The following is a 7361-nucleotide window of genomic DNA, read 5'->3' as shown; positions in this document are numbered from 1 at the left end:
CCCCGTCCGGCACGATGCAGCCTGCCACCACTTTCACGGTGGGACTGGCGACCACGAACAACGGTCAGTACCCGATCATCGACCCCGTCATCACCGACACGCTGCCGGTGGGAACGGCGGTGGCGGGTGCCCCCGACTACGTGTTCCCCGCGGGCGTCGACCCGACCGACGCGTCGTCCTACACCTTCACCCGCACGGGCGGCACGGCCCCCGGCACGCCGTACACGTCGGTGCCGGTGGATCCGTCACAGGTCACCGTGCACGTGACGTACTCGACGGGTTCGACGCCGGAGCCGATCGCGATCCGTTTCTCGTTCACATCCGGCACCGCACTGGGCCTCGGTGAGACGTACACGATCAGCTTCCCGATGCGCCTGCGCCCGGGTCTGCTCGCCGGTCAGGTCATCACGAACACCTACTCGCTCGACGGACAGCGCCAGTTCGACCAGTGCAACCTGACCGGTCCGCCCAGCGACACCTGCTCGACGTCGGCCGCGGTCAGCGTGCTGCCGCTCGCGAACCTCGGGATGTATCAGGAGGTGCGTGCCGATGACGCGAGCCTCGGCGTGACCTCGTCGAACTCCACGCCGTGCTCGAGCGCTGACGCCACCAGCGACGGCTTCTACTCCGGGCACTGTGCGCCGATCACCAAGCCCGGAGCCGTGAACACCTGGCGCGGGCAGTACACGAACCAGGGCACCTACTCGCTCGACACCGTCTCGAGCATCCTGTATCTGCCCAACCCCGGCGCGAGCGGCATCACGCTGCCGTCCGCGACGACCGAATGGCACCCGACTCTGAGCGCACTGCCGACCCTGCAGGCCGCGGTCGCGCCGGGCGCGACGGCGAGCTACTACTACTCGAGCGTGACGCCCGGCACCGCGCTCTGCGACGACGTGCTCAACCCGGGGGGCAGCTGCCCGCCGGGGTACTGGAAGCCGCTCGACTCGTCGGTCGACCTCAGCACGGTGACGGCGATCTACGCGGTCGTCGACTTCGCCGGCGGCGGACACGCGCTGCGACCGGGGGAGACGTTCACCCTCAGCTTCCCGACGGATGCCCCGCCGGCAGCGGTCAACAGCGGCACCAACCCCATCGCCTGGAACTCGGCGATGACCGGCGCCACCTACACCGCGGGTGGCTCCTCGGTCACGCTGCTGCCGTTCGAGGTGCCTGTCGTCGGCGCGGCGCTCGCCTCGGGAAGCATCACGATCGAGAAGACCGTCACGGGTGATGCCGCGGGGGAGTCGTGGGTGCCCACGACCTTCTCCGGCTCGCTGCAGTGCACATCGAACGGCGTGAGCGTCGCCTCGGCGTCGCTACCGACGGTGCCGGCTCTGACCGCCAACGTTCCGGTCACCGTCGGCGGGCTCCCGTGGGGTGCGGACTGCGCGTTCGTCGAGTCGAACTCGGGGGCGGCGTCCTCGGTGAGTCCCGCGTCGATCACCGCTGTCTCCGGCACGACGCCCCTGCAGCTGCAGACAGTGACGAACGTCTACGACTACGCGAGCCTCACGGTGTCGAAGACCGTCACCGCGAGCACCGGCTTCCCGATCCCCACGGGCTTCGGCTTCTCGGTGGACTGCACCTTCAACGGCGCGAGCGTGCTGAGCACCACCTTCACGCTCGATGACGGCGGATCGCGCACGTTCACGAACCTGCCCGCCCGCGCGCACTGCACCGTGACCGAGACCGACCCGCTCTCGGCGCAGAGCACGGTCACGAGTGTCGACGTCACGAACCCGACGGTCACCCCGACCACCGACCAGGCCACGCGCACGGCGGACATCCCCGAGCTGAGCCCGAACGGCACCGGTGGGGCGACCCAGAACGCCGTGTCGTTCGAGAACCTCTACGACGTCGCCGGGCTCACGCTCAGGAAGTCGTTCGAGGGGGGCGGCGCGGATCAGTTCGGTGAGACCCAGTCCTTCACCGCGCACGTGGTGTGCACGCTGAACGGGCAGACGCTCGTCGACACCACCCGCACGCTCAGCGCGTCGGGCGCGTGGACGGCGTCCGTGACCGGCATCCTCGCGGGCTCCACGTGCGATGTGACCGAGAACGCGCTCCTCGGCGCCGACGCGGTCGTCATCACGCCGAACGACGGAACCGACACGACGACGGGCGTCGTCACGATCCCCACGAGCGGTCTGGCCACCGTCGCGCTGACGAACTGGTACCTGACGGGCTCCGTCCAGGTCACGAAGACCTTCGCCGGTGCGGGGGCGGCGACCTACGGCACCGCGCAGTTCACGTTCGACCTCGCGTGCACGCGCGGGGGCGAGTCGGTCGTGCTGCCCGGCGGGGCGACGCGCATCGTCGATGCGGCGTCCCCCGTGGCCGACTACACGGGCATCGCGAGCGGATCCTCCTGCATCCTCCGGGAGACCGACGCGGGCGGCGCGGGACTGAGTGAGATCCAGTCCGCGACGGGCGCGCCGCTGGCCGACGCGGCGACGGGTTACACCTTCACCGTCGCGACCGACCCGACCGTGCTCTCGGTCGGCGATCAGGCGCAGCCCGCGCTCCAGGTGCAGAACACCTTCCGACTGGCGCAGGTGACGGTCACCAAGACGGTCGACTCGCAGGCGACGGATGCCACGGGGCATCCGCTCACCTACGGGCCGTTCCAGGTCGCGCTCGCCTGCACGTTCAACGGGGCCGCGGTGGCTGCGACCGAGCCGTTGACGCAGAGCATCGCCGCAGGCGGCTCGTTCACCTGGACGGGTCTTCCCGAGGGCGCCGACTGCCGCGTGACGGAGACGGATGCCGCCGGCGCCGCGCGCACGACGGTGGCCGTCACCGAGGGTGGTGTGACCCAGCCCGCGGTGACGGGCACGACGGCGACCCTCTCGCCGCTGCCCGACGTGTCGGCCGCCGACCAGAGCACGGTGGCGTTCACGAACGCCTTCGACGTCGACCCGGTCGTCATCTCGAAGGAGCTGAGCGGACTCGGGTCGATCGGGATCACCCGCACCTTCCCGGTGCATGTCGTGTGCACCTACACGAGCACGGTGTATCCGGCGGGCGTCACACTGCGCGACGTCACCGCGCAGATCGGCGGGACGGCGGCGGCGACGCTGACCATCTCGGATGTCCCGATCGGCACCGTGTGCGACCTGACCGAGACCGACACGGGCGGCGCCACGGCGACCCGCATCCATGTCGGCACGACGGTGACCACGTCGGCGAGCGCCCAGATCACCCTCACGGGTGACGACTCATCGATCGTCGTGGAGAACGAGTTCGAGCCGCCGCTGGCCTACACCGGTGCCGCGATGAACGTGCTCGTGCCGATCGGCGGCGGACTGCTGCTGCTCGTCGGCGGGCTCCTGCTGTGGGTGCGCAGGCGCCGCAGCGCCTGATGACCGGATGCCGGTGCGCAGCGATCTGCGCACCGGCATTTGGCCGCGGCATCCCGATGACGTAGACTCTCCCTTTGGTGCGCCTTGCTGGGCGTCACCGCGAACGTGAGCCCTCCACTGGCGTCTTGCGCGAGCATCCCTCGCACAAGCACCCCGGAGCGGGATTCACGAACCTCTCCGTTCGATACAGAAAGCAGCACAACTGTGACGCGCACTTTCACCCCCAAGGCAGGCGAGATCCAGCGTGAATGGCTGGTCATCGACGCCACCGACGTCGTGCTCGGCCGCCTCGCCTCGCACGCTGCCGCGATCCTCCGCGGCAAGCACAAGCCCACCTTCGCGAACCACGTCGACACCGGCGACTTCGTCATCGTCGTCAACGCCGAGAAGGTGGCCCTCACCGGTCAGAAGCTCCAGCAGAAGCTCGCCTACCGCCACTCGGGCTACCCGGGCGGTCTCAAGGCGGTCGCCTACTCCGAGCTCCTCGAGAAGAACCCCGTCCGCGCCGTCGAGAAGGCGATCCGCGGCATGCTCCCCAAGAACAGCCTCGGTCGTCAGCAGCTGTCCAAGCTGAAGGTCTACGCGGGTGCCGAGCACCCGCACGCCGCGCAGCAGCCCAAGGCCTACACCTTCGACCAGGTCGCCCAGTAAGCGCCGCTCACCCAAAGGACACACTCGTGGCGAACATCCAGGACTCCACCGACAACAACTACTCGACCGAGACGCCGGCCGACGTGGTCGTCGACGCCCCCCGCCCCGTTCTCTCGGTGCCGGGTGCGGCCGTCGGCCGCCGCAAGCAGGCGATCGCCCGCGTCCGTCTCGTGCCGGGCTCCGGCTCGATCACGGTCAACGGCCGCACGCTCGAGGACTACTTCCCGAACAAGCTGCACCAGCAGCTCATCAACGACCCGTTCACGGTGCTGAACCTCGCGGGCGCCTACGACGTGATCGCCCGCATCCAGGGCGGTGGCCCCTCGGGCCAGGCCGGCGCGCTGCGCCTCGGCATCGCGCGCGCGCTCAACGAGATCGACGCCGAGAACAACCGCCCGACCCTCAAGAAGGCCGGCTTCCTCTCGCGTGACGCTCGCGTCAAGGAGCGCAAGAAGGCCGGTCTCAAGAAGGCGCGCAAGGCTCCTCAGTACTCGAAGCGCTGATCCGCTCCATGGCGCTGTTCGGCACGGACGGCGTGCGGGGGCTGGCCAACGGCCCCCTCACCGCCGATCTTGCTCTCACCCTGGCCCAGGCGACCGCGGTCGTCCTGGGCCAGGGCCGTTCCGCCGAGGCGCGGCGTGCCGCGGGGCGACGCCCACGCGCGGTGCTCGCGCGCGATCCGCGCATCTCCGGCGAGTTCCTCGCGGCGGCGGTCGCGGCCGGTCTGGCCTCCTCCGGCGTCGACGTCGATGACGCCGGAGTGCTGCCGACCCCGGCGGCCGCGTTCCTCGTGGCCGACACCGACGCCGACTTCGGCGTGATGGTCTCCGCGTCGCACAATCCCGCGCCCGACAACGGCATCAAGATCTTCGCGCGGGGCGGTGTGAAGCTCCCCGACGACGTCGAGCAGCGCATCGAGTTCGCGCTCGCAGGCCCCAAGCTGCAGCCGACCGGCGCCGGCGTGGGTCGTATCCGCCGCTTCGCGGACGCGGAGGACCGCTACGTCCTGCACCTGCTGCGTTCGCTGCCCCATCGCCTCGGCGGCCTCCATGTGGTGCTCGACTGCGCGCACGGCGCGGCATCCGGAGTCTCGCCCGAGACGTTCCGCGACGCGGGCGCCCGTGTGACGGTGATCGGCGCCGACCCCGACGGGCTCAACATCAACGAGGGCGTCGGCTCGACCCACCTCGACTCGCTCGCGGCGGAGGTCGTGCGGCTGGGCGCCGACATCGGCATCGCCCACGACGGCGACGCCGACCGGTGCCTCGCTGTCGATGCGGCGGGACGTGTGGTCGACGGCGACCAGATCATGGCGATCCTCGCGGTCGCGATGAAGGAACGCGGCGCGCTCTCGGACGACACCCTGGTCGCGACCGTGATGAGCAACCTGGGCCTGCATCGGGCCATGACCGATCGCGGCATCCGAGTCCTGCAGACCGCGGTCGGCGACCGCTACGTGCTCGAGGCGATGAACCAGGGCCGCTACTCGCTGGGCGGCGAGCAGTCCGGCCATGTGATCATGAGCGCCTTCGCGACGACGGGTGACGGCCTCCTGACCGGTCTGCACCTCGTCGCCGAGATGGCGCGCACCGGACGCTCGCTCGCCGAGCTCGCATCGACAATGACGGTCTACCCGCAGGTGTTGGTGAACGTGCGCGACGTCGATCGCACCCGCGTGGCCGACGCGCAGGTGGCGGCCGCGGTCGCGGCTGCGGAGGCGGAGCTGGGCGACACCGGCCGGGTGCTGCTGCGGGCGTCGGGTACGGAGCCGCTCGTGCGCGTGATGGTCGAAGCGGCGGATGCCGCCACCGCCGAGCGCATCGCGGCCACCCTCGCCGACGTGGTGCGCGAGCGCCTCGCGAACTGAGTCCCGCTCAGCTCCAGGCCATCGACTCGATGTAGCGCAGCAGCACGCCCTCGCGCAGTGCCCACGGGCTCACCTCGAGCTCGTCGACGTCCATGAGACGCATCGCGGTATGCACGACGACGGCGCTCGCGACGATCTGGAACGTGCGGTCGGCGGTGATGCCCGGCAGCTCCTGCCGGGCGGACGCGGGGATGCGCGCGAGCCGCGGAATCCACGAGCCGAGCGCGGCGCGGGGGAGCAGCATCCGCTCGATGCCCGACCAGCCCGGCACGGGGTAGCCGGCCAGCTTCGCGAGCGAGCGGATCGCCTTCGACGACCCGACGACGTGGTCGGGGCGCGCGAGGGCGCAGAAGGGTGCGAGCACGGGGTCGAGGGTCTGCTCGGCGTGTGCGCGCAGCCGCTCGACGGCGTCCTCTCCGGGCGGGTCGTCGTGCAGGAATTCGACGGTCATGCGTCCGCCGCCGAGGGGCACGGATGCCGCGGCCTCCGGCAGCTCGTCGGCGCCCGCCGCGATCTCGAGCGACCCGCCGCCGATGTCGAACAGCAGCACCTGTCCCGCCGACCAGCCGAACCAGCGGCGCACGGCGAGGAAGGTGTACCGGGCCTCGACCTCGCCCCCGAGCACCTGCAGCTCCTGTCCGAGGGCCGCCTCGATGCGGGCGATGACCTCGTCGCCGTTGGTCGCTTCGCGCACCGCGGAGGTCGCGGTCGCCAGCAGCTCGTCGACGCCCTGCTCCCGGGCGACCCGGGCGGCGTCCGCGACGGCCTGCTCGAGGGCGGACACGCCCTCCTCGCTGATCGATCCGTCGGGGGTCAGGAAGCGCATGAGTCGCAACACCGTGCGCGTGCTCGTCGACGCCAGGGGGCGGCCGCCCGGGTGGGCGTCGGCGACGAGCAGATGGACGGTGTTCGAGCCGATGTCGAGAACGCCGAGTCGCACGCGGTCAGCCTATCCGGCGCCCGCCCGCCGTCGCGGAGCGCCGAGACTCTACCCCGCCGTCGCGACCGGGGTGGGGACCGCGCTCATCGGCTCGGCGCACGGGAGGAGCCATGCCTTCACGAACGCCGTCGACTGGTAGAGGTACTGATACACCCACTGCCCGAAATCGAGGCGCTCCTCGACAGGCACGACGGTCACGTCGCCCGCATAGCAGCGTCCGAAGATGTAGCGGGTACGGGCGACATGGGGGGTGAAGGTGAGCACCACGACGCTCTGCGCGGCGTGATCGCGCGCGTAGGCCTGCAGCAGGGCGACCTCGCCCTTCGTGGTGAACGGTTCGGGCGTGGCGCAGGTCACGTCGGGCCGCGTGCACTCCGGCACGGTCGACGCCGGCATCCCCCCGCCGACCGAGACCAGCAGATGGGATGCCACGCCCTCGTCGAGCAGCTTCTGGGCGTCCGCCATGCGGGCCGGAGTGGGCGGCCCGATCACGTAGACGAGGTCCGCCCGCGCTACCGCCGGATGCGAGGGGAAGACG

General features: G+C 70.9%; 5 protein-coding genes. 4 read left to right on the top strand and 1 reads right to left on the bottom strand.

The window, feature by feature from the left end; genetic code table 11:
- The first annotated feature begins 38 nt into the window (after nucleotides 1–38).
- The 4 genes from ASG00_RS00320 (at nucleotide 39) to glmM (ending at nucleotide 5883) form a co-directional block, all read left to right on the top strand.
- Nucleotides 39–3365, top strand: coding sequence for a DUF5979 domain-containing protein (locus ASG00_RS00320; protein WP_162238304.1), 3327 nt, complete (start codon nucleotides 39–41; stop codon nucleotides 3363–3365).
- Between the two features lie 204 nt (nucleotides 3366–3569).
- Nucleotides 3570–4016: a 50S ribosomal protein L13 gene (gene rplM, locus ASG00_RS00315; protein WP_045246273.1), complete on the top strand. Its 447-nt coding sequence runs from the start codon at nucleotides 3570–3572 to the stop codon at nucleotides 4014–4016.
- 26 nt (nucleotides 4017–4042) lie between these two features.
- Nucleotides 4043–4519 (top strand): 30S ribosomal protein S9, encoded by a 477-nt coding sequence (rpsI, locus tag ASG00_RS00310; protein ID WP_056206062.1) that lies wholly within the window; start codon nucleotides 4043–4045, stop codon nucleotides 4517–4519.
- Nucleotides 4520–4527: 8 nt separating this feature from the next.
- Nucleotides 4528–5883 carry a phosphoglucosamine mutase gene (gene glmM / locus ASG00_RS00305; RefSeq protein ID WP_056206060.1) on the top strand — a complete coding sequence of 452 codons (1356 nt, stop codon included), beginning with the start codon at nucleotides 4528–4530 and terminating at the stop codon, nucleotides 5881–5883.
- A gap of 7 nt (nucleotides 5884–5890) precedes the next feature.
- Here the strand turns inward: glmM and ASG00_RS00300 are convergent, their stop codons facing one another.
- Entirely contained in the window at nucleotides 5891–6823 is a 933-nt protein-coding gene (locus ASG00_RS00300) for a Ppx/GppA phosphatase family protein (RefSeq protein WP_056206058.1), read from the bottom strand.
- Nucleotides 6824–7361 lie beyond the last annotated feature (538 nt).

The organism is Microbacterium sp. Leaf351, assembly GCF_001423825.1.
In the GTDB taxonomy this organism is placed as follows: Bacteria; Actinomycetota; Actinomycetes; order Actinomycetales; family Microbacteriaceae; genus Microbacterium; species Microbacterium ginsengisoli.
This window is presented reverse-complemented; position numbering and strand designations above follow the sequence as displayed.